The organism is Myceligenerans pegani (genome assembly GCF_014892515.1).
In the GTDB taxonomy this organism is placed as follows: Bacteria; Actinomycetota; Actinomycetes; order Actinomycetales; family Cellulomonadaceae; genus Myceligenerans; species Myceligenerans pegani.
In genome coordinates, this window is the sequence record NZ_JADBGR010000064.1 from 63,581 (window position 1) to 82,736 (window position 19,156).

Genomic DNA, 19,156 nt, shown 5'->3' on the forward strand with positions numbered 1-19,156 from the left:
GAGAGAGCGCTCGCGGCGGGTGCCTCGGGGTCGGCCCTCAGGCCTGTGTGCCGCCCTCGCGGGCGCGTTGTGTGTAGGTGCCGGACGTCAGGGCGGTGTAGGAGCGCTGCACGATCTGTTCGAGGACGTCGAGACGGACGGCCTCCAGGTCCTTGAGGTAGAGGCAGCCGACGCCGGTGGTGTGCGGGCCGAGTTCCTCCAGGAGGTCGGCATATGTGCCGACGCCGTCGTTGAGGTAGACAACGGTGGCCGCCTTGCGGGGCGCGAACCCCGCTGCCGGCGCGTCCCCCTCGCGGCCGCTGTCGTAGCGGTAGTGGTAGGTGCCGTACCCGACGATCGAGGACCACATGGCGGGTTCCTCGTGGGTGGCGCGGGCGAAGAGCGCGAGCAGCGTCTCGGCGTCACGCCGCCGCTTCGCGGGGGTCACCTCGTCGATCCGGTCCCGCACATCTGCCGGGACGGTCGCTCGTTCGCCTGCCTCGTCAACCACCCGTGGAGCGTAGGCACCGCATGCCGGGCGCGGCAACCGGCCGTGCCGGGCGCGGCCGCCTACCGCTCGGCCGGGAACGGCAACCGGCCGCTCGACCGGGCCAGCATCTGATGGAGCGCCTCAGTCGCGAGGCTCGGGCCTGCTGGTTCTGGGTCGCTGAGATCTCAGCCGCGGAGGAGTGCCGGTTCGTCGTGGCCACGGTTGGCGTTGCGGACCGTGGTGGGGACGCGCAGCCGGGCGTCGTCGTAGAGCCGCCGGGCCTCGGCGGCGGTGGTGGGATCGGCGGTCAACGCCGCAAGGCGGTCGAGGAGATCGGTGAGATCGGGGCCGATCGTGTCCTCGGGTTCGGGGATGGCGCCCCAGACGTCCCACGGGAGCATCTCGACGTTCGACAGAGCGGCGGTGTCACGGATGAGGTTCGCGGCGATCCACCACGCACCGAACTCCTGGGTGACGGTGAGCCCGTACCGGTCGGCGTCGTCCTCGCCGGCGCGGCACCGGAGCCAGGCGTCGCCGGCGACGACGAACTGGTCGCGGGGCACGTCGGTGACGTCGATATCGGTGTTGAAGAGTTCACGCTGGCGATCGTCGATCTGGGCGTCCACGAGGACCCAGCGGCCTTCGCCGTCGTTCCAGTACTCGGCGACCCAGTGGTCCTCGTTGCTGGGCACGGGGAAGTAGGCGCCGAAGCCGCAGCGAGCGCGGGCGGGGATGCCGTGGACTCGCAGGGCCGTGACGGCCAGAATCGTGAAGTCGCGGCAGGTGCCGCCCAGCCGCTCGTCCGGCTCGCGGGGTTCGGTGAGGGGGCGGCCGTCGGCCAGGAGCCGGGCGAGAAGGTCCTCGGCGTGGCGGAGGTTGGCGGTCTCGTTGTGGTCGGGGCGGTGCTCGACGTCGTAGGCGCGGGTGAGGTGCTCGTGGATGAGCAGGCCGTGCAGGGTATCGAGGAGCCCGGGGATGTCGCGGCGCAGGTCCCGGACGCTGTCACGGTGGGGTCCGGGGTCCGTGAACGGTCCGGGTTCGGTGTAGTAGGCGAGGGCATCGGTGGTGGTCAATTGGTGGCTCCGTTCCGCGGCTGACTCGACGATAACGTACAAGTGTTCGAATCGCGAGGTGGTCGAGGCGGTGTGTTGCGGCCGCGGTATGCGGGCTCGGTGTCGGCCGCGCCCTCGGTCACCCGCCTCGGACAGCCGCTCTCGGTCAGCCGCGGGACTTTCCTGTGCAGGCTTGCGAGCTGGATATACGCTCGCTCGGAGCGACGCCTGATCGAGCTGGTCGCACCCGATCGAGGGAGAGACGATGACTCGCCGCGCAATGCCCGTGATCGCCATGTGTGTCGTGGCGTCCGTCCTGTCCGGGTGCGGGCCCTTGGACTACCGGGTGGATTCCTCCGGGGCACCGATCACGCGGGTCGTGCTCGAGGCCACTCCCGCTGCTGACGACGATGCGACGGCCGCGGCCATGGGTGACGCCGTCGACGTGCTGGTGGAGCGGCTGGAGAACGGCGAACGCGAGGTCGACGTCACCGTGGTCGAGGGGAGCACGGTCACGATGGACGTCATCGGCGAGGTGGGCGGGGAGGACTACCCGCTGCTCACTCGGCCCGGCGATCTGGCGTTCCGTCCGGTGCTGGCCCTGGATGGTGGGGGCTCCGGTGCGGGGTCGTCCGACGTGCCGGGTGTCGCGGACGACGTCGTGGCGGAGTTCGAGGCCCTCGACTGCACGGACGAGGCCGGGGGTGACGTCGGCGCCGGCGACCCTGACCTGCCGCTCGTCGCCTGCGACGAGGCCAGGACCGGCAAGTACCTCCTCGGTCCGGCCGAGATCGACGGAGCCGACGTCTCCGAGGCGAGTTCCTCGAACACGGCGGAGACCGCGGACTGGGTCATCAACCTGCAGTTCGACGAGGGCGGCACGGCGGCACTCACCGAGATCACGGAGCGCCTGCAGGGAGAAGAGAGCCCTCGCAACCAGTTCGCCGTCACGGTGGACGGAGTGGTGGTCTCGGCGCCGACGATCCCGCCCGGCACGGTGATCACCGCCGGCGCGGCGGAGATCTCGGGGTCGTTCACCCGCGAGTCGGCGGAGGCCCTCGCCGGCCTGCTCGGCACGGACCCGCTGCCCTTCCCGTTCGAGGTGCAGTCCGTCTCGACGGAGTAACGGGCGGTTCGGCGATCGGTCCCGGGCATCCGTGGTCCGGTCGTACCTTCAGCGCCCGCGGGCGATGCTCCGCGCGATCCGCCGGGCGTCGGCCGCCGTCTCCCGGAACATCCCGGTGATCGGGTTGGTGAAGCCTGTGAAGTAGAGGCCAGGCGCGGCCGGGCGGCCGTGCGTCACGACGGGCGTGCCCTGCTCGCCGAGCACGCCGAGGTGGCCCACCAGGGGCTCCAGCGCCCGGCGGTACCCGGTCGCGGCGAGCACGACGTCGGGGGCCAGGCGCGCGCCGTCGGCCAGGACCACCTCGTCGCCGTCGAACCGGTCGATCGGGCCGACCACGCGCACGGTGCCCGCCTGGACGGCGGCGACCAGTCCGACGTCCTGCACGGGGATGGCGCCCTGGGCGACGCGGGTCGCCAGGCCGACCGCGGGGATCGGCAGCCCGAGGTGGGACAGGTCGGGAAAGCTGGCCTTGCGGACGGGGACGGACAGTGCGTCGACCAGGCTGGTCGGCAGGTGCCTCACCAGGAGACCCGTGTACTGCGCAGCCCATAGGCCCTTGTTGCGCGGCACGAGGTGCGGCGGCGTCCGGACGGCGAGCCGAACGCTCGCGGCGCCACCCTCGGCGAGGTCCTGAGCGATCTCCGCGCCGGTGTTGCCCACGCCTGCCACAAGGACGTCCAGGCCCGCGTACGGGGCCGGGTTGCGGTACCGGCTCGCGTGCACGATCTCGCCGCGGAACCCGTCCGAGCCGGGCCAGTCCGGCAGGTGCGGCGTGTGGTTGTAGCCGGTGGCGACGACGACGGCGTCCGTCGTCCGCGTGCCGTCGGCGCAGGCGACCGCCCAGGCGCCGTCCTCGCGGTCGATGCGCGTGACCTCCGCCTCGAGTTCGACCCGCAGGTCGTGATGGGCGGCGTACGCCTCGAGGTAGCGGACGACGTCGTCCCGGGCGACCCAGCGGCCGAACTCGCGTGGGATGGCGAGCCCCGGAAGCCGGGAGAGGCCGCGTGTGGTGTGCAGGTGCAGGCGGTCGTAGTGGTTCCGCCAGGCGTTGCCGACGTGCCCGGACTTCTCGAGGATCGTGGCGTCGACGCCCCTCGCCCGGAGAGCGGCCGCCGCGGCGAGACCCGCTGGTCCGGCGCCGATGACATGGACGGTGGAAGCCATGGATGGAGAGTAGTGGGGTTCACCGGCCGGGCCGGACTTTCCTTTCCAGGTCGGTGACCTGGGTCTACCCTCGCGCCCATGCCGTCGGACCGGAAGTACCTCGAACTTCGCGTGAGCTACCGGAGCATTCTCGTCGTGGTGGCCGTCGTCGTCACGGTCACGGTAGTGGTTGCTCTGGTGACTACTTGGGTGGCGGAGACGCGGCAAGCCGTGGTGGCTGGCTCGAGGGCGCACATCGGCACGGGTGTGTGGCTGAACAGTTGCGGGCCGGGTGAAGGCGACGGCGCCGTGTACCCCAGCAGTGACGACGTCGTGGCGATACAGACCGTGCGGAATGACGCGCGGTGGGAGGTCGAGGTCGTTTCCGAGGAGCCCGAGGCGTTCCGTTTCGGGCGACTCGCCGAGCACCGCCGGGACGACGTGCGGCTCCCGGAGTTCGAGGCCGGCCCCCCGGATGCGGAGACGTCGGATCGCGTGGTGATCCCGCCGGGGCGCGAGGTGGCGATGTGGATCGTGGATCCCCTCCAGGAAGTGACGTTCAGCGGCGGCTACAGCGCCATCTCGACCGTGCCGGTGAGGGTGACGTCCCTGGGCGTGTCGCACGAGACGACGATCGAACTCCACCACCCGATCTGGCTGGGTGGCGGCGAGTTCGACAAGGATCGCCTGGAGGCAGCATTCGAAGAGGTCTGCGACGAGCTCAACGGATGACGCTCCGGCGTCCGGCCCCGATGGGACACCAGCCATGTGACGGGTAGCCTGGCGGCTCCAGTACTTTGGAGGGGACGCGACATGGCCGGACACCGCATCTTCGGCGTGAGCTTCGCCAGCATCTACCCGCACTACGTGACCAAGGCCGAGGGGAAGGGCCACACCAAGGACGAGCTGGACGAGGTCATCGGCTGGCTCACCGGCTACGACGCCGTAGGCCTGGAGAAGGCCATCGCGACCGAGGTCGACCTGAGGACGTTCTTCGCCGAGGCGCCCGCCATGAACCCGAACGCCACCCTCATCAAGGGCGTGATCTGCGGGATCCGGGTCGAGGAGATCGAGGACCCGCTGATGCAGCAGATCCGCTGGATGGACAAGCTGGTCGACGAACTCGCCCGCGGCAAGAAGATGAGCTCGATCCTGCGCGGCGCGTAGAACGGCGGGCCCGGCCGCGGCGCGTTAGCGGGGAGGGTCGATCTGGGTCCCCGGGCAGCGCCGTCGTAGCCGGACGTCCGAACCTGTCGACAGCTAATGGAACAACAGTTCGATAACATCCGCAGCTGCTCGGAGCGCCTGACAGGACAACCGATACGAGGGCTCTACGCTGGCTTCCATGACCGACCGCCACGACGAGATTGCCGCGCTGCTGGTCCTTCTGCGTGAGCAGAAGTCGAGCTGGGGGCGGATCGCCTCGCAGGTCGCGTTCGAGGGGAGCGCGTTCTCGCTCCTGACGGGCGCAGAGGGCGATGGGGCGCTGTTCGACCTTCCGGTGGACGAAGCCCGGATCGACGAGGCGAGGAAGGATGTCCGGTCCTGGCAGTCGCAGGGCCTGCAGATGGTGACGGTGCTCGACCCGCAGTACCCGCAACGCCTTCTGGACATCCGCGAGACGCCTCCCTTCTTGTTCTACGCCGGGGACCTACGTCGCGATGACGCGGGGATGTCACTCGTCGGCTCACGGAATGCTTCGCCGGACGCGCTGCGACTGGCCGGGGACATCGCACGATTCCTGGTCGACCAGGACATGACGGTGATCAGTGGTTTGGCGGCAGGCATCGATGCCGCGGCTCACCGGGCGGCGCTCGGTTCGGGGGGCAGAACCGTGGCGTTCATCGGGACAGGGATCACTCGGGCCTACCCGGCGGCCAACGCCGACCTGCAGCAGGAAGTTGCTGAGCGTGGGCTCGTGCTCTCGCAGTTCTATCCGGAGGCGCCGCCCACCAAGCAGTCCTTCCCGATGCGGAACGCGTCGATGTCCGGCTACGGGCTGGCGACGATTGTGGTCGAGGCAGGCGAACACAGCGGCACGCGCATCCAGGCCAGGTTGGCCGGCGAGCACGGGCGGCCGGTGATACTCACCGAAAAGGTCGCGTCGACGACTACGTGGGGAGGTGCCCTTCGTGGTCAGCCGGGCGTGTACGTCGTGGACTCGATGGACGATCTGGCAGCTGCGGTACGCGAGATCCAGGAACAGCCGCGCAGGGTGGACGAGGCGCTCGCCGCCCTGATGAGTGCGTGACACGGGAACTGCCGACCGTCGTTCGCCCCATCGCCGAGTTCCTTCAGACGGCTCACGGGCGCTATCTCCACAACGCAGTGTTCGAGACCACCAAGACCTGTTCGGTCTGCGCAAAACCCCTCAACCACGCGATCGACGCTCTGTGTCCACAGTGCCAAGGGCACGTTCGGTCAAGGCTGCCACTGGCTGACAGAGTGGGCGTCCTGATCTACGCCGAGGAGTACGACTCGCAGGGCTACAAGGTCGTGCACCAGTACAAGGGCCCGAACCCAGGTCGAGACGTCGACCGTGTGATGACATCCCTGTTCGCGCTCGGACTGCGGGGGCACGTGCCATGCGGGCGGGCGACGTCGAAGTCTGGCTGGGCGGTGATGCCTTCGTCGAAGAAGCGGCTTCGCCTCGGAGAGATCGTGCGCGGCATGACGAAACGCCCGGACGCTGAGGTCCGACTCTCGGTCGCGGACGACTTCCAACGCCGGCAGCTTCGGCCCGCCAACTTCGTCGTCGCGTCCGACCATGTGCCGGACCACATTCTCTTGGTGGACGACTCCTGGGTGAGCGGTTCGAACGCCCAGTCCGCTGCCGCGGCGCTCAAGCAGGCGGGCGCGCAGGACGTGTCGGTCTTCGTGGTCGCTCGAGTACTCGACCCCTCGTACGGACCGACGAAGCGCTTTCTCGCCTCACATGGACGTCCCACCTTCGATGCGACCGTGTGCCCGTGGACGGGTAGCGCGTGTCCCTGACGATCGAGTAGTGCGGCCGGCTCAACCCCGGCGGTTGGCCTCGTGGACTGCTATTGCGAGTTGGGTGCGGTTGGTCAGGCCGAACTTGGTGAGGGCGCTCGACAGGTGGGACTTCACCGTGCTCGGGGAGAGGTACAGCTCCCGCGCGATCTCGGTGTTCCCCAGGCCCTCGGCGACGGCCAGGGCGACCTCGCGCTCGCGGTCGGTCAGCAGACTCAGGTCCAGCACGTCGCCGGGCGGTGCGGCGCTGCCCGACGTCGTTCCGTGGGGGCGGTCGCTCGGCTCGGTGAGGGCCACGTGGTCGATGAGGCGGCGCAGCACCGCCGGGGAGACCACCGGCTCGCCCGCCGCGGCGGCGTGCACCGCGCGCACGAGCTCGGCCGGCGGGGTGTGCTTGAGCAGGAATCCCGCGGCCCCGGCCCGCATCGCGTCCAGGACGACGCGTTCGGTGTCGAACGTGGTCAGCACGATGACGGCGGGCAGCTCCAGGTCGGGTTCGGCGCGCAGCAGGCGGAGCGCGGTCACGCCGTCGACCCGGGGCATGCGGACGTCGAGCAGCACGACGTCCGGCGTCGTCTCCCGGACCGCGGCGACGAGGGCGTCGCCGTCGTCCACGTCTCCCACGACCTCCAGGTCGGGGGCGCCGGCGAGCATGAGGCGCAGGCCGCGCAGCACGAGCGGGTCGTCGTCGACGAGCAGGAGGCGGACGGGGGCGCTCATGGTTGCACCCCGGGACCGGGGGTCGGGCGGACACGAGCCGGCGTGACGCCAGCTCGAGGCGGGCAGTGCAGCACGCGCGCGCTCATGGTCGTACCCCCAGGCGGGCGGTGAGCCGGAACTCGCCGTCGTGGGCGCCGTGCTCGATTGTTCCGCCGTCCAGGCGGACGCGCTCGTCGAGCCCGATCAGGCCCGCGCCGGCGCCCGGGATCTCACCGGGGCCGACGCCGATCGGCAGGGGATTGGTGATCGCGAGGCGGACGCCGTCGTCGTCGGCCACGACCTCGACGTGCACGTGCGCTCGCGGCGCGTGCTTGCGTGCGTTGGTGAGGCCCTCCTGCACCACGCGGAACGCGGTGCGCTGGAGGGTGCCCGGCAGGTCGCCTGAGCCGAGGTCCAGGCGCGACGTCACCCGCTGCCCCGCGCCGCGCGCCTCCTCGACGAGGCGGGCGATGTCCGTCAGGCGGGGCTGCGGATGGTCGAGGTCGATCGCGTCGTCTTCCGGCTCGTCGGCGCGGAGCACGTCCAGCACGTGCCGCAGCTCCTCGACGGCCAGGTGCGCGTTCTGCCGGATCACGGACACCGCCTCACGGATCTCGGCCGACGACGGCGGGGCGGGGCGGGGCGGGTACGCCGCACGAGCCGGGCCGGACGGGCTCTGGTGCGCCGCGCCGCCCGGAGAGACCCGGCCGGCCGTGCGCGCCGTGTCCTCGTTCTCCGTGTCCAGGTCGGTGTTCTCCGCGTCCGCGGCGTTCGCGGCCGGCGCCTCGGCCGCGTCGAGGCGGTACTCCAGCGCGCCGGCGTGCACCGACACGAGGGAGACGCGATGAGCGAGGACGTCGTGCATCTCGCGGGCGACGCGCTCGCGCTCGTCCCGGCGCGCGCCCAGGATCCGGGCCCGGAACAGTTCGCGCTCGCGTGCCGCGTCGTCGCGCACCCGCTGGAGCGCGAGGCGGCGCGAGCGCGCCAGCAGGCCGAAGCTGAGGGCGACGAGGTACAGGAGCACCATCATCGTCGACCACCAGGCCCAGCTGGTCGCCGGTATGGGAAAGATCGCGTGGTAGGGCAGCCCGGCCGCCACGTACAGGACGGCCGTCCCGGCCGCGACGCGCGGACGCGCGTGCGAGCCCAGGCGGTAGACCGTGGCGAGTGCCGCGAAACCCGCGCTCATCGAGGAGGCGGCCGGTACGAGCACGACGAGGGCGACCGTCACCGGCCGGAATCGTGCCCACCAGAGCGCGAGGCAGGCGACCAGCCCCAGGAGCCGGTCCACGGGCCAGTACCAGTCGGGGACGGCGGGATAGGTGTCGACGGTGACGAACCCGTAGAACCACCACACGAGGAGCGCGACGGCGACCTGCAGGCTGTCCGCGACCCACTCGCCGGTGGTGCGCCGGGTGTGGAGCCGGGCGAACTCCGTCAGGGCGGTGCGGAGCCGCGACCGGGACGGCCGCGATCCGGCGGGCGAGCCCGACCGGCCGGGTTCGCCCGGCTCTGCCGCGCCGGCGCCGGGCTTGGCCGCACCGCCGGGCTCGACCGCGCCGGCCGGCCCCGTGGACCTGCCCGGCCTTCCTGACCTGCGTGGCGCGGCGGGTTCCGCGAGGGCGCCCGGCCCCGTGCCGGACGCGGGGCCGTCTCCGAGGGCCGAGGTGAGCCTCACGCGCGCCCGCCGTCGATCCGCGTCCGAGGTGACCATGTTCCGAGGATAGGTCGGCCGATGCGGGACCAGAACGGAGGAGGGCCTCCGGTGCCCGATCGGCGGAGCAGAAATGCCCGATCGGCGGAGGCGCGGCGCGGCGTCGTCGGACAGCCTGGGGGCATGACCACGACATCCGCACGACCCGCGCCCGAACCGGGCGGGCCCGCCGCCGAGGACTCCGGCGGGCACGCCGCGTCCGAGTCCGCCCTGGAACTGACCGGCCTGCGCCGGACGTTCGGCGACAAGGTCGCCGTCGACGGCATCGACCTGGCCGTGCCGCGCGGCTCGTTCTTCGGCCTCGTGGGCCCGAACGGCGCCGGGAAGACGACGGCGCTGTCCATGGCGACGGGCCTGCTCCGCCCGAGCGGCGGGCGGGCCCTCGTGCACGGCATCAACGTCTGGCGGGATCCGGTCGCCGCGAAGCGCGTCCTGGGCGTGCTGCCCGACGGGCTGGCGCTGCCCGAGCGGCTCACGGGCGGCGAGCTCCTCACCTACTGGGGCAGGTTCCGCCGCATGCCGGCCGGCGTCGTCGCCGACCGCGCCGCCGAGCTGATGCGCATCCTCGAGCTGGAGGAGGCCGAGGAGCTGGGCACGCTGGTGGGGGAGTACTCCACGGGCATGCGCAAGAAGATCGGCCTGGCGACCGCGCTCCTGCACACGCCCCGCCTGCTGGTGCTCGACGAGCCCTACGAGGCCGTGGACCCCGTCTCGGCGCGCGTGCTGACCGCGATCCTGCGCCGGTTCACGGCGGCGGGCGGCACCATCATCATCTCCAGCCACGTGATGAGCCTGGTGGAGAGCCTGTGCGACCGCGTGGCGATCATCGCCGCGGGAAGCGTGCTGGCCGACGGCACCCTCGACGAGGTGCGCGGCGGCCGGACCCTGGAGGACCGGTTCGTGGAGCTCGTGGGCGCGAGCGAGCTGGGGGAGGAGGACCTGGCATGGATCGGTGGCTGATCTCCCTCAAGCTCACGATGCTGCGGCACTCGACGCCGGGGATGCGCATGGCGGGGTGGGCCATCGGCGGGGCTCTCGTCGTCGTCACCTGGGCGGCGGCCCTGAACGCCGGGAACGACGCCGCGCGACACTCGATCCTGACGCTCGGGCTGCTCCTGTGGGGCGTCGGGACGGCGATCGGTCCGGTGCTGATGAGCGGCTCGGGCACGCTCCGGCCGGGCTACTTCACGCTGCTGCCGATGTCGCGTCCGGTGCTCGGCCGCGGCCTGCTGGTCAGCGTGTACGTGAGTGTCGCGGCCGGCGTCGTGCTGGCGGCGTTGCTGGCGACCGGCGTGCACGCGGTGCTGCTGTCGCCGGCGGCGCTCGCGGTGGCGGTCCCGGGGGCCGTGCTCACGTGGATCCTGCTGGTCGCGCTGTCGCGGCTGGTGTACGGGCTGCTCGGGGCGGCGATGGGATCCCGGGCCGGGGTCGAGATCGCGAGCATCCAGTTCGGGCTGATGTTCGCGGGCATGTTCGCCGGCTGGATCCCGGTGCAGGTCGCGATCGAGCGCACGCCGGACTTCCTGGCCACGGGGTTCACCGACGCCGCGGTGGCCCGTGGCCTGGACCTGAGTCCGACGTCGTGGGCGGTGCTGGCGGTCGAGCGTGCCGCGCGGGGCGACTGGGGCGGCGCGCTGCTGCTGCTCGGCGGGCTGGCCGTGCTGGCGGCGGCGGTGATCGCGGCCACGATCCCGCTGCTGGTGCCGTCGGCCGAGCCCGCCCGACGACGTCGCGGGCGGCGCAGGTCCGCGCGGCTCGTCGCGGGCGGCGGATGGCTGCCGGCCACCCCGACGGGTGCCGTCGTCGCGAAGGAGGTGCGGCAGTGGAGCCGGGACGCCTGGCGGATGATCGAGACGCAGTCCGGCGTCTGGACCGGCGTGCTGATCGGCGCGTTCGCGCTGGCGAGCGAGGACCTCGACGGCGTGGCGGCGTTCGCCGGGCTGATCATCACGTTCATGGTGGGGATCTCCGCCTGCACCGTCTACGGGCAGGACGGCACCGCGGTCTGGCTCGACGTGGTGAGCCAGGACGCGGGGTCGGTGCGGGCCGACGTGCGGGGGCGGCAGTGGGGCGTCGTCCTCACCTTCCTGCCGAAGATCCTCCTGGTGTCGGTCGTGTTCGTGCTGCTCAGCCAGGCGATGTGGGCGGTGCCGATCCTGCTGGCCGCCATCCCCGCCCTGCTGGGCGCCGCGACCGGGGCAGCGCTGATCGTCGCGGCGGTGGGGGTCTCGCCCGGCGTCGACCCCCGGCAGCGGGTCGGGCCCAACGACGCCGTCGGGAACATCACCTTCCACGTGTGGATCGCGATGCTGCTGATGCAGGCCGCCGTGCTGCCCACCGGTGCGATGGTGCTGCTGCACCTGCTGGCCCCCGCGCCCTGGACCGCGCCGGCGCTCGTGGTGGTCGGGATCGCGAACGGCTTCGGCGCCGCGTGGGCGCTCGGCCGGGTGACGATCGGCTACCTGGACAAGCGGCTGCCCGACCTGTACAGCCGCATCCGCTACGGCCAGGTGTTCCGGACCGACGACGGCGCCCGCACCGGCTGGGCGGGCGCGCTCGACTGGTTCGAGTCGTCGACCCTCAAGGGCGAGCAGCAGGCGAAGGCGCTCAAGCAGAAGCAGCGCGAGGCGCAGCGCGCCAAGGTGAAGGTGTAGAGGCCGGCTTGCCCGTCGGGGCGGGCCCGGTCGTGCCGCGACGCCGTGCTCGCTCCGGAGCGCACCTCCGCCCGTCCGACTCTTTTGTCAAGAACCAGACGGTCAGGTGCTTGACAAAATCACTCGGGCGGGCGCATGGTGGTAGACGTCAGGTACCTGACAGATTCGACCACCGAGAGGAAAACCCATGACCGAGGAACGTGACGTGCGGCAGGAGGCCGCACAGCGACTCGTGGCCGTCGGGATGCTGCAGCGGCACCAGATGTGGCGGGGGAGGATGCCGGGGCGCCGGGCGCCGTGGCACGACCCGAGCCAGGGGCAGGGCCGCGTGCTCGCCCTGCTGAAGCTGCAGCCCGAGACCACGCAGAAGGAGCTCACCTTCCTGCTGGGCATGTCCCGGCAGGCGCTGGCCGAGCTCCTGGCCAAGCTGGAGAAGCAGGGGCTCGTCGAGCGGGAGCCGTCGTCGGACGACAAGCGCGTCGTCGTCGTGCGGCTCACCGAGGCCGGCCGGGAGGCCGAGCAGGCCGAGGAGCACACGCCCGCGAACGACCTGCTCGATGTGCTCGAGGACGACGAGGTGGAGCGACTGAGCGCCTACCTCGGCCGGATCCTCGACCACGCGGAGAGCGCGTTCGGCGACGAGTTCGGCGAGCGCCGCGAGGCTTTCGAGGAGATGTGGCGCCGTGGCGGGTTCGGGCCGGGTGGACCCGGTGGACCCGGTCCGGGCTGGTTCGGCCCGGGCGGATTCGGCCCCGGCGGCCCCGGCTGGTACGGCGGACGCCCCGGCCGCGGCGGACGGCGAGGCCGTCCCGGTCCGCACGGCCGCCCGGGCCCGTTCGGCGGGCCCGGCCCGGAAGGCCGCCGCGGCAAGCGGCGCCCGTCCGACGACGAACCGGACGCCTGAGGGCACCGTCGTGAGACGGCGCGACGCGTCCGGAGCCGCGCATCCGAGAGGATCCGATCACCGTGCGCCGGGGCGCCCCGCCCCGGCGCACGGCCGTGCCCGGCTGGTCGTGGCGCGTCAGCCCGCGGTTTCGACGACGTCGCGGACGTAGAACTTGTACCAGAGGCGGACCGGCGTCCCCTCGCCCTCGCCGACCGCCATGCTGGGCTTGACGGAGGTGGAGACCTCGCCCGCCGCCCCGTTGTAGTTCGCCTTCTCGCGGGTGCGGTTGATGTCGGCGGTCTCGGCCCACTTCGCGGTGCCGGCCCACTCGGCGGCCCGGGCGGCGTCGATGCCGAGCAGCGGGGCGTCCGCGACCATCCGGTCGGCGGCGGCCTGGCCGTCGGGCTCCGTCCAGTACAGGTCGACCGAGTCCACGTAGCCGTGCCGGGTGGTCACGGTCATCTCCTCGGTCCGCCCGGTCCAGGTCCCGGTGGGGAGCGTGAGGTTCACCGTGGCGTCGTCGGGCACGGTGACGACCACCATCTGGTCGCCGGGCAGGCCCAGGGCCTCCGCCTCGAGCGGTCGGGTCAGGTCCCACTGCATGCTGTTCGCCTCTCCGAAGACCTCGGCGCCGTCGTCGTCCGAGCCGCCGACGCGGACGGTGCAGCCCGCCGCCACGGTCAGTGCGAGAACGACGGTCGCCGCGAGAATCGCCTTCCTCATCGACATGGGTCCACCCTGTCATGTGAGCTACTGGCTGACATCGACGTCCCAGTCGGTCGCCAGCCGGTCCACGATGCGGCCCAGCCGGTCCGGGTTCGTGAGCCGGTAGTCCTCGATGCGGTCGGACACAGGGGTCTCCAGAATCTCCTGCACGCGGCCCGGATCGTTCGCGAGGAGGTCCTGGTACGCGGGCAGAGTATCGGCCTGGATGTACTCCCACCGCTGGGGCGTGTCGGCGATGTTGCCGTCCGGCAGCGGGGTGCTGACGGTGACCTCGCCCTGGAGCGGGTTGTCCCAGGGGGTGAACGGGATGTTGTCCGGCCCGGGCGTCTCGGCCGTGACGGACAACGGGTTGGTCTCGGCGAACGTGTGCGTGCCGGGGATCGAGGCCTCGCCCACGAGGGTCATCATGTAGGTCATCGCCTCGCCCGTCACCGGGCGCTCCATCGTCGCCTGGTAGTCGTCGTGGATGATGTCCTGCTGCTCGCGGCGCAGCATCTCGACGTTGCCCTCCGACACGCGGGTGGGGTCGCCGGAGTCGATGTCGGCCCAGGCGTCGTAGGTGGCCTCGTCGATCGCGCCCGACTGGAACATCCGCTCGATCTCCGCCATGCCGCCGTGCTCGTACGCGGCGTGCATCGAGGCCTGGTCGTGGAAGATCTCCTGCTGCATCGACAGGAACGTGGTCTCGTAGAAGCGGAGCTCCTCGTCGGTCATCCGGCCGGCCTGCTCGATCAGATCCGCGCCGGGGATGCCACCGGGGACCTGGTCGAGCACCTCGCCGGCGACCTCGAAGTCCTGCGCGATGTCGCGCATCATCGCCAGGTCGAGGAAGCCCGCCGCGAACGACGGCCCGATCATCGCCGCCATCCCGGCCCACTGCAGGTCGGGGTTGTTCAGGTACAGCTGGGCGTAGTACTCGTAGACGGCCTCGATGTTCTCCCGGTTGGCCTCCGCGCCGAGCTCCGGGTCCCATTCGAGGTAGTCGATGCCGGCGTCCTGGGCCGCCTGCCGCGTCCAGTGCTCGCTCGCGAGTGCGCCCGCGTCCGGCCCCGGGTACAGGCCCTCGGCCTCCATGGCGGCCAGGAGGGCCGCGATCTGCTCGTCGGTGGCCGTCGCGAGCCATTCCTGCCGCTCGGCCTCGGAGAGGTCCTGGTACTGCTCGGGGGTGAGCGGGGACGTGGGGACCTGCGCCGGGGGCGAGGCGGAGCCCGATCCGTCGGCGCCGGAGCCCGTGCCGTCGGAACCGGTGCCGCCGCCCGGCCCGACGGCGCCGTCCTCCTCGCTCGTCCCCTCCTGGTCGTCCGCGTTCTGGTCGAGCGTCCCGCCGGCCTGGGTGAGCTGATCGATCGCCGCCGACAGGCTCGCACGGTGCACCGCCGACCACTCGTCGCGGAATCCCTCGGAGTCCCCGCCGAACCACGCGAGGTCGCCGATCAGCGAGTCCACCCGGGCGCGCGCACCCTCGAGGGTCTGCGCCCCGCGGTGCATCACCGTCGCGAGCGCGCGCAACTGACCGATGTCGGCGCCCCAGAGCTCACCCATGCGCGGTCCCTTCGTGAGGTGGCCCGTCCGGCGGCGGTCCTGGTCCGGGCAGGCTGACCCTAGCGGGGCGGAGCATCGGTGGCCATGGGGAGATCTGCCCGCCGGTGGCGCGGCCTTCCTGGCCGCCTCGCGTATGGATGCGCAACGATCCCGGACTCCGGGAGGGCGAGATCTCCCGCTGGGAGGGGACCTGTCGCACACCGTAGGAGGCGGACCTGTCGCACACCTTGGAGCGGCAGCTGGTCAAAGGATTCAGGGTCGCTACCAGGGCCATGCCCGATGTCCGGATCGCCGGATGGTTCGTACCTTCGACGACATGAACCATCGGTTCAGAGCACGTGCCTTCGTCGTCCTGCTCGTTCCCGCGCTGGCCGTCGTGATGCTGCTTTCGCTCGGTGCCGTCCAGGCGCAGGCGATCGTCGGGGGCAAGGACGCGACGACGAGGCACTACCCGTGGATGGTCTTCCTCGGCCGGGTCGGCGACACGACGACCCCGTCCGGCCACTTCTGCGGGGGCACGCTCGTCGCCCCCACGATGGTGGTCACCGCCGCGCACTGCGTCGACGACCTCGAGCCGGAGCAGTTCCAGGTGATCGGCGGGCGGACGGATCTTCGCGGCGAGGAGGGCATCGTCCGCGGCGTCGTGCGCGTATGGAACGCACCCCCGGTGCCACCGCCCGCGGCCGAACCCGGCGATCCGGCGTTCCTCGGCGGCGGTGACCTGTCGGTGCTGACGCTCGACCGCCCGATGCCCTACCGCACGCTCCGGATCATCGACCCGGACGACGGCTGGCGCTACGCGCCCGGACGGCACGCGACCATCCTCGGCTGGGGCATCTACGAGGAGGACGGGCTGCTGGGACCGTCGCCGGTGCTGCAGAAGGGGCGCATCCCGATGCGCGGCCACGCCGCCTGCAACGAGGCGGCGCGGGCGCATCCGGTCATGCCGTTCCAGCTCGATCCCCGCTTCTACGTCTGCGGCGGGCGGCCCGACGGCGGACCGGCGGCCTGCGGCGGGGACAGCGGTGGCCCACTGGTCATCGACGGGCGGCTGGCGGGTGTGTTCGGGCCGATTCTCTCCCGTGGCGGGACGGTCTGCGAGGACGCCTACAGCGGCTACACCAAGGTCGACGTCTACGCCGACCTCATCGGTGCCGAACTCGGACGATGATGGCGCGGCCCGTGACGGGCGGTGCGGCGCGGCCGGCGGTGTGGCGAATAAAACGGAATGTCCGTTTCGGATACGCTTCAAGACATGGATGCGGAAGGGTATGCCGGCCGGGAAGCCAGCAGGGGCATCGTGCGACGCATGTGGGTCTACGGCCTCGCGGCGTCGGCGGCGATCGTCGTGGGTGTCATCGCGACGATCCTTCCGGCGTCGATCCCTGAGTGGGTCCGGCAGATCATTCTCACGGCCGGAATCGTCGGAAGCATTCTTGGTGCGATACTGGTCGAACGCTGGTTCACGCTTGATGATCGCCGACGTGCGATGGCCGCACGTGACCAGGAGGCCCTCCACGAGTCCGTGAACCTCGCCGTCCGCCCTCCCGGGGACGCCGACGCCCCGGGCCGCCTCCTCTCGCCGGTGCGCGACGGCGACACGCAGGTCGTCACGTTCCTCGGCCGCGAGCGGGAGATCCAGGACCTCGTCGACTGGTGCACGGAGGGCGGCGTCCGTGGGCGGCGGTCGCTGCGGGTGCGGCTCGTGACCGGGCCGGGCGGCGTCGGGAAGACCCGCCTGGCGCAGGAACTGCAGTCCGTGATGCGCCACCGGGGCTGGGAATGCCGGAACCTGCGCACCGGCGTCGAGACGGAGGCGATGGCCGTGCTGCGGCGCGGCCACGGCGACGCACCCGTGCTGTTCGTCGTGGACTATGCGGAGAACTGGCACGACGGCCTCGCCACGCTCCTGGAACGCGCCAACGACGACTCCGGCACGGTGCGGATCCTGCTCCTCGCCCGCCAGAGCGGCCAGTGGTGGACCGACCTCTGCCAGCTGCCCGGCGTCGGCGCCGTCGTCGGTGCGGCGGACCCGCTGGAGCTCTCGCCGCGTATCGTCCCCAGCTCTGGCGCCGGCAGCTTGCACATGGAGCAGCAGGAGATCGTCCGGGCCGCCGCGCGTGACTTCGCCGAACATCTCGGAGTGGGCGCCCCATCGGTGCTCCTGCCCGACGCCGTTCCCGATGCCCGCATGCTCGACCTGCTCTCCATCGCGCTGGTCGAGGTCCTGCGCCAGGAGGACGGATCGTCGTCGGGCAGCGACACGGCCGGGCAGTCCATCCACGCGGTGTTCGACGAACTGCTCCGGCACGAGGCGCGCGACTGGAAGCGATCGGCACAGCTCGCGGGTGTCCGGACCGACAGTCACACCCTGCGAACCCTTGTCGCGGCGGGGTGCCTGCTGGGCGCGGCCGACCAGCAGGAAGCCGAGGAACTGGCCCGCCGGGTCGCAGGGCTCTGCACCCACGGACAGGCGCCCGACCCCATCGCCGCCGCGCGCTGGCTGCGTGAGCAGTACCCGCCACCGGAGTCCGGCGATCCCGCCGACGAGCACCACGGCGACCGCGAACTCGTCGGCACTCCCGGCTGGCTGGGCAGCCTCCACCCCGACAGGCTCGCCGAACATCTCGTGGTCTCGGCGCTCACCGCCTCCGACGTCGCCGAGGACGCGCGTGAGCTGGCGAGTCTCGAGCGGCGGACGGCCTTGCTGCACAACCTGAACGCGCGCCAGGCGGAGCAGGCGATGATCGTCCTGACACGTGCCACGGCGGACCCGTCCCGCAGCGGCGCCACGGCACCCAGGGCTCGCACCCCGCGCGGGCTCGACCCACGGTGGAGCGACGACATCGCAGAAGTCGCCCTTGAGCTGGTCGACCGCCTTCCGGAGAAACGACCGGTCATCAGCGCGGTCCACGAGGTCATTCCCTGGCCCGACCCGCCGAGCGCCCTGCACGCAGTCGGCCACAGGCTCGCCGGGCGGCTCGACGCCAGCATTTCCCGGGGCTCCCGGATGGCCGGCTCCGAGTATGCCGCTCAGGCCAAGCACGTACTCGGGAACTGGGAGCACACCCGGGGCCGCTACCGCGAGGCGCTCGCGGCGCGCGAACGCGCGACCCGGACCTACCGGGTCCTCGCCCTCCGGAACCCGGGCCGATTCGGTCCCGACCTCGCCCTCTCGCTCGACAACCTGGGTGACTCCTACGCCTCGCTCGGCCGGTACGGGGACGCGCTGAAGGTGCGCCGCGAGGCGGTTCGGCGCTGGGAGAACCACGCCGTCACGTCGGATCAGTTGTACGCCTCCCAGCTCGCGCGCTCCCTGCACAACCTCGGGATCTCCTACCGGGACCTCGGGCGGCCGGACATGGCGCTCACCACCCATCGCGAAGCGCTGCGCATCCGGCGTGCCCTGGCGGAGCAGGGTGATCGCCACACGGACACGGCCGCCCTCGCCCGATCACTCAGCTCGATCGGGCGCTGTCTCTCGGATCTGGGTGACCTCGACGCGGCGCACGAAGTGTTCGTCGAGGCACGCGGCATCTGGCGGCGCCTGGATGCGCGGACCCCCACGCGCTACGAGGACTATCTGGCCCACGCGCTCGGGGATCTCGCGACGTGCTCCGAGAGCCTCGCGAAGCGCGACAACCTTCCTGAGCCCGACGACGCCCTTCGAACCCACGAGGAAGCCAGAGGTCTCTGGCAACGCCTCGCCGCCCGGAGCCCGGTTCTTCACCGGTCCGGGCTCGCACGTTGCCTCACGAACCTCGGGACGGCCTACGCGAACGTCGAGCGCTTCGACGACTCACGTGACGTCCACGCGGAGGCGATCGAGATCTACCGGGAACTCGTGGACGGCCTGCCCGCCCGCTTCGAGCCGAACCTTGCCTGGAGCCTCGGCAGCAGCGCCATCTCCCTGATGGAGAGTGGTCGCGACGCCGTGGCGTCGGATGTCTTCGAGGAGTCCCTTGCCATCTTCCGGCGCCGCTATGGGGAGGGCATGCGGTCGGTCCAGTTCCTGGACGGGTATCGGACCACCCTCGCACGGGCCGCCGTGCTGCTCGAGAGGGCCGGCCGGGACGCGGACGCGATGAGCCGCCGGAACGAGATGGTCTCCATAGACGTCGGCGTAGCCGACGAGTGGCTTCGCGGCTAGC

Annotated in this window: 17 protein-coding genes; 10 read left to right on the forward strand and 7 right to left on the reverse strand. The window is 71.7% G+C overall.

Annotation, left to right across the window (positions count from 1 at the left end):
- Window positions 1-37 precede the first annotated feature (37 nt).
- Window positions 38-490 (reverse strand): DUF1801 domain-containing protein, encoded by a 453-nt coding sequence (locus tag IIE03_RS07190; protein WP_408632833.1) that lies wholly within the window; start codon window positions 488-490, stop codon window positions 38-40.
- Window positions 491-654: 164 nt separating this feature from the next.
- Window positions 655-1,542, reverse strand: a complete 888-nt coding sequence (locus tag IIE03_RS07195; RefSeq protein ID WP_192862062.1) for a transglutaminase-like domain-containing protein — start codon at window positions 1,540-1,542, stop codon at window positions 655-657.
- 244 nt (window positions 1,543-1,786) lie between these two features.
- Between IIE03_RS07195 and IIE03_RS07200 the strand changes: the two genes are divergently transcribed.
- Window positions 1,787-2,647 (forward strand): SecDF P1 head subdomain-containing protein, encoded by an 861-nt coding sequence (locus tag IIE03_RS07200; protein ID WP_192862063.1) that lies wholly within the window; start codon window positions 1,787-1,789, stop codon window positions 2,645-2,647.
- A gap of 48 nt (window positions 2,648-2,695) precedes the next feature.
- On the opposite strand, the gene IIE03_RS07205 is transcribed toward IIE03_RS07200, so the two are convergent.
- Window positions 2,696-3,811, reverse strand: coding sequence for a flavin-containing monooxygenase (locus IIE03_RS07205; RefSeq protein ID WP_192862064.1), 1,116 nt, complete (start codon window positions 3,809-3,811; stop codon window positions 2,696-2,698).
- Window positions 3,812-3,949: 138 nt separating this feature from the next.
- Between IIE03_RS07205 and IIE03_RS07210 the strand changes: the two genes are divergently transcribed.
- From IIE03_RS07210 to IIE03_RS07225, 4 genes are all read left to right on the forward strand, one after another.
- The gene (locus IIE03_RS07210; protein WP_193107581.1) at window positions 3,950-4,522 is read left to right on the forward strand and encodes a hypothetical protein; all 573 of its coding nucleotides are present in this window, start codon (window positions 3,950-3,952) and stop codon (window positions 4,520-4,522) included.
- An 81-nt stretch (window positions 4,523-4,603) separates the two neighbouring features.
- Window positions 4,604-4,957 (forward strand): DUF2200 domain-containing protein, encoded by a 354-nt coding sequence (locus IIE03_RS07215; protein ID WP_192862066.1) that lies wholly within the window; start codon window positions 4,604-4,606, stop codon window positions 4,955-4,957.
- Between the two features lie 178 nt (window positions 4,958-5,135).
- On the forward strand, window positions 5,136-6,041 hold the full coding sequence (locus tag IIE03_RS07220) for a DNA-processing protein DprA (protein ID WP_192862067.1): 906 nt from the start codon (window positions 5,136-5,138) through the stop codon (window positions 6,039-6,041).
- Window positions 6,038-6,784, forward strand: a complete 747-nt coding sequence (locus IIE03_RS07225; RefSeq protein WP_192862068.1) for a hypothetical protein — start codon at window positions 6,038-6,040, stop codon at window positions 6,782-6,784. The genes IIE03_RS07220 and IIE03_RS07225 overlap by 4 nt, the downstream gene beginning before the upstream one ends.
- Before the next feature lie 21 nt (window positions 6,785-6,805).
- Here the strand turns inward: IIE03_RS07225 and IIE03_RS07230 are convergent, their stop codons facing one another.
- Together IIE03_RS07230 and IIE03_RS07235 are read right to left on the reverse strand one after the other, a co-directional pair.
- Complete coding sequence (locus IIE03_RS07230) at window positions 6,806-7,504, reverse strand: response regulator (RefSeq protein ID WP_192862069.1); 699 nt, start codon at window positions 7,502-7,504, stop codon at window positions 6,806-6,808.
- A gap of 82 nt (window positions 7,505-7,586) precedes the next feature.
- A complete protein-coding gene (locus IIE03_RS07235) occupies window positions 7,587-9,197 on the reverse strand; it encodes a histidine kinase (RefSeq protein ID WP_192862070.1) in 1,611 nt (536 codons plus the stop codon).
- Window positions 9,198-9,320: 123 nt separating this feature from the next.
- Here IIE03_RS07235 and IIE03_RS07240 point away from each other — a divergent pair, with 123 nt between their 5' ends.
- The 3 genes from IIE03_RS07240 to IIE03_RS25695 all read left to right on the forward strand — a co-directional run bounded on the left by IIE03_RS07240 (window position 9,321) and on the right by IIE03_RS25695 (window position 12,755).
- Window positions 9,321-10,157, forward strand: coding sequence for an ABC transporter ATP-binding protein (locus IIE03_RS07240; RefSeq protein WP_192862071.1), 837 nt, complete (start codon window positions 9,321-9,323; stop codon window positions 10,155-10,157).
- Window positions 10,142-11,851 carry a hypothetical protein gene (locus IIE03_RS07245; RefSeq protein WP_192862072.1) on the forward strand — a complete coding sequence of 570 codons (1,710 nt, stop codon included), beginning with the start codon at window positions 10,142-10,144 and terminating at the stop codon, window positions 11,849-11,851. Before IIE03_RS07240 ends, IIE03_RS07245 begins: the two co-directional genes overlap by 16 nt.
- Before the next feature lie 187 nt (window positions 11,852-12,038).
- Window positions 12,039-12,755 carry a MarR family winged helix-turn-helix transcriptional regulator gene (locus IIE03_RS25695; protein ID WP_225997410.1) on the forward strand — a complete coding sequence of 239 codons (717 nt, stop codon included), beginning with the start codon at window positions 12,039-12,041 and terminating at the stop codon, window positions 12,753-12,755.
- A 117-nt stretch (window positions 12,756-12,872) separates the two neighbouring features.
- On the opposite strand, the gene IIE03_RS07255 is transcribed toward IIE03_RS25695, so the two are convergent.
- Both IIE03_RS07255 and IIE03_RS07260 read right to left on the reverse strand, forming a co-directional pair.
- Window positions 12,873-13,466 (reverse strand): hypothetical protein, encoded by a 594-nt coding sequence (locus IIE03_RS07255; RefSeq protein WP_192862073.1) that lies wholly within the window; start codon window positions 13,464-13,466, stop codon window positions 12,873-12,875.
- A gap of 21 nt (window positions 13,467-13,487) precedes the next feature.
- Window positions 13,488-15,005 carry a WXG100 family type VII secretion target gene (locus IIE03_RS07260; RefSeq protein WP_192862074.1) on the reverse strand — a complete coding sequence of 506 codons (1,518 nt, stop codon included), beginning with the start codon at window positions 15,003-15,005 and terminating at the stop codon, window positions 13,488-13,490.
- 316 nt (window positions 15,006-15,321) lie between these two features.
- Between IIE03_RS07260 and IIE03_RS07265 the strand changes: the two genes are divergently transcribed.
- Both IIE03_RS07265 and IIE03_RS07270 read left to right on the forward strand, forming a co-directional pair.
- Window positions 15,322-16,176, forward strand: coding sequence for a S1 family peptidase (locus IIE03_RS07265; RefSeq protein WP_192862075.1), 855 nt, complete (start codon window positions 15,322-15,324; stop codon window positions 16,174-16,176).
- Window positions 16,177-16,260: 84 nt separating this feature from the next.
- Window positions 16,261-19,155: a tetratricopeptide repeat protein gene (locus IIE03_RS07270; RefSeq protein ID WP_192862076.1), complete on the forward strand. Its 2,895-nt coding sequence runs from the start codon at window positions 16,261-16,263 to the stop codon at window positions 19,153-19,155.
- Window position 19,156 lies beyond the last annotated feature (1 nt).

Coding starts and splice junctions, on each gene's coding strand:
- IIE03_RS07200 (WP_192862063.1), top strand. CDS start 1,787: ATGACTCGCCGCGCAATGCCCGTGATCGCCATGTGTGTCGTGGCGTCC.
- IIE03_RS07205 (WP_192862064.1), bottom strand. CDS start 3,811: ATGGCTTCCACCGTCCATGTCATCGGCGCCGGACCAGCGGGTCTCGCC.
- IIE03_RS07215 (WP_192862066.1), top strand. CDS start 4,604: ATGGCCGGACACCGCATCTTCGGCGTGAGCTTCGCCAGCATCTACCCG.
- IIE03_RS07220 (WP_192862067.1), top strand. CDS start 5,136: ATGACCGACCGCCACGACGAGATTGCCGCGCTGCTGGTCCTTCTGCGT.
- IIE03_RS07230 (WP_192862069.1), bottom strand. CDS start 7,504: ATGAGCGCCCCCGTCCGCCTCCTGCTCGTCGACGACGACCCGCTCGTG.
- IIE03_RS07235 (WP_192862070.1), bottom strand. CDS start 9,197: ATGGTCACCTCGGACGCGGATCGACGGCGGGCGCGCGTGAGGCTCACC.
- IIE03_RS07240 (WP_192862071.1), top strand. CDS start 9,321: ATGACCACGACATCCGCACGACCCGCGCCCGAACCGGGCGGGCCCGCC.
- IIE03_RS07245 (WP_192862072.1), top strand. CDS start 10,142: ATGGATCGGTGGCTGATCTCCCTCAAGCTCACGATGCTGCGGCACTCG.
- IIE03_RS25695 (WP_225997410.1), top strand. CDS start 12,039: ATGACCGAGGAACGTGACGTGCGGCAGGAGGCCGCACAGCGACTCGTG.
- IIE03_RS07255 (WP_192862073.1), bottom strand. CDS start 13,466: ATGTCGATGAGGAAGGCGATTCTCGCGGCGACCGTCGTTCTCGCACTG.
- IIE03_RS07260 (WP_192862074.1), bottom strand. CDS start 15,005: ATGGGTGAGCTCTGGGGCGCCGACATCGGTCAGTTGCGCGCGCTCGCG.
- IIE03_RS07265 (WP_192862075.1), top strand. CDS start 15,322: ATGAACCATCGGTTCAGAGCACGTGCCTTCGTCGTCCTGCTCGTTCCC.
- IIE03_RS07270 (WP_192862076.1), top strand. CDS start 16,261: ATGGATGCGGAAGGGTATGCCGGCCGGGAAGCCAGCAGGGGCATCGTG.